The organism is Streptomyces sp. OR43, assembly GCF_008042275.1.
In the GTDB taxonomy this organism is placed as follows: Bacteria; Actinomycetota; Actinomycetes; order Streptomycetales; family Streptomycetaceae; genus Streptomyces.
The window spans coordinates 36538-39068 of record NZ_RDBK01000043.1; the positions used below are offsets into that span (position 1 = coordinate 36538).

The 2531-nt window shown below is 74.7% G+C and carries 1 protein-coding gene; it reads left to right on the top strand.

What is annotated here, in order from left to right; genetic code table 11:
• Positions 1-2531 (top strand): sensor histidine kinase (locus EAO72_RS18530; RefSeq protein ID WP_261991571.1); only part of this gene is annotated, 2531 nt, incomplete at both ends.

Sequence of the window (2531 nt, forward strand, 5' to 3'; positions counted from 1 at the left end):
ACCCCGCACGACCCCGGACCCCGGTGCCTCCGACGCCCGGCCCACGACCACGCCTCCGGCCCGAGGCCGTCGCGCGCACGCGGGACCGCCCGCCGACGAGAGCGCCGAGCACGACAGTCCGCCGGCCGAGTACGGCACAGCCATCCCCCGCGGACGCCGGGCGCTGCGTCCCAGGACCGTGCGCGCGAAGATCATCTCGCTGCTCATGCTGCCCGTCGTCTCCCTGCTGGCCCTCTGGGGCTTCGCCACCGTGTCCACCGCCCAGGACGTGGCACGGCTGCGCCAGTTGCAGCGCGTCGACGAAGAGGTCAGGGCGCCCGTCGCGGCAGCGGTCTCGGCTCTCCAGAACGAACGCAAGGCGGCCATGCTCCAGTCCGCCGACCCCGGCACCGCACACGCAGCCGCCCTGAAGGAGCGCGCCGGCCGCACCGACACCGCCCTGGACGCACTGCGGCTCGGCGACGGCCACACCGTCGCCGACACCGGCAACCTCCCCGGAGGCCTGGCCGGCCGGCTCGACCACTTCCTCGGCCTCGCCCAGGAACTGCGGACGGAAGAAGGAGACAGCACGGGCGCCGAGGGCGGCGAAGACGCCGCGTACGACCGCTACACATCGGCGGTCAGCGCCGCCTTCGCCGTGTCAGGGGCCCTCACCGGCATCCAGGACGACGCCCTCGGCTCCGACGCCCGCGTCCTGCTCGAACTCGCCCGCGCCGACGAAATGCTGGCCCGCGAGGACGCCCTGCTGGCCACCGCCGCACGCGTCGGCACCCTGGACGACCGCCCGCTGCGGCTGTTCACCGGCGCGGTCGACACCCGGCGCAGCCTCACCGAGACCGCAGGCGCCGACCTGCCCGCCACGGAACGCACCGCCTGGCGGAAGTTCACCGCGCTGCCCGCCTACCGCTCCATCCAGACGGCGGAGGACAAGGTGCTCACGGCGGCGCCCGGCCGCGACGCCGCGCGGGCCGTGCCCGCCACCGACTGGCAGCGCGCCGCCGACGACGTCCGTGGGGAACTGCGACGGATCACCGCCGGCGCCGGAGACCGCGCCGCCGACCGCGCCGACCCCCTCACCCACGGACTGCTCAGCCCGTCCGGCGCTGCCGTGATCTTCGGCTGTGTCGCCGTCGCCGCCTCCCTGGTGATCTCCGTGCGCATCGGGCGCGGGCTCGTCGTGGAACTGGTCAGCCTGCGGAACAGCGCTCTGGAGATCGCCCGGCGCAAACTGCCCCTGGCCATGCAGCGGCTGCGCGCGGGCGAAGAGCTCGACATCCGGGCCGAGGCTCCGCCGGGACTCGCCTCCCAGGACGAGATCGGTCAGGTCGGCGAGGCCCTCGACACGGTCCACCGGGCCGCTCTCAGCGCCGCCGTCGAGCGGGCCGAGCTCGCGGACGGGATCTCCGGCGTCTTCGTCAACCTCGCCCGGCGCAGCCAGGTGCTGGTCCACCGCCAGCTCAACCTCCTGGACAGCATGGAGCGCCGGGCCGACGACCCCGACGAGCTGAGCGACCTCTTCCGCCTCGACCACCTGACCACCCGGATGCGCCGGCACGCCGAGAGCCTGATCATCCTGTCCGGTGCCGCGCCAGGCCGGGCCTGGCGCATGCCGGTGTCCCTGACCAACGTCGTGCGCGCGGCGGTCTCCGAGATCGAGGACTACGCCCGGGTGGAGGTCAGCAGGCTCCCCGACGCCGCGGTGAAGGGCACGGCCGTCGCCGACCTCACCCACCTGCTCGCCGAACTGGTCGAGAACGCCGCACAGTTCTCACCCCCGCACACCAAGGTGCGCATCACCGGTGAACCCGTCGGGAACGGCTACGCACTGGAGATCGAGGACCGCGGCCTCGGCATGGGAGCCGAACTGCTCGGCGATGCCAACCGCCGCATCGAGCAGGCGGAGGCCCTCGATCTGTTCGACAGCGACCGGCTCGGCCTGTTCGTCGTCAGCCGGCTCGCCGTGCGGCACCGGATCAAGGTCCAGCTGCGCACCTCCCCGTACGGCGGCACCACGGCGGTCGTCCTGCTGCCGACGGCGCTGCTGCAGACCGCACTGCCGCCGGCCGAGGAGCAGGCGGCGCCGCAGAAGGCATCCGTCGAGCGGCGGGACGATCATGAACGGACCTCCTTCGGGCCGGGACCCCGAGCCGTCCGGCCACAGGGCACCGCCTTCCCCGCACCCGTCCCGGTTCCGGCGCTGGAGTCCCGCACCGGACCCACCGCCCAGGTGACGTCGCTGCGTCCCCGCCGGCCGGAGGCCAAGGACGAGACCGGGCCGGCGCCACGGACACCTGCCGAAGGCGACGGCGACGACGAGACGCTGCCCCGCCGTGTGCGGCAGGCAAGCCTCGTACCCCAGCTCCGTGAGGAACCGCGGCCCGAACCGCCCCCGACCGGCGGACCGGCCGAGGACACGGCCGCGCACCGTACCCCCGAACAGGCCAGGGACCGGATGACCGCCTACCGGGCCGGGTGGGTACGCGGCGGCGGCGCCGCCCCGGGATCCCCGGCGGCAGCCCCCGGCACCACCG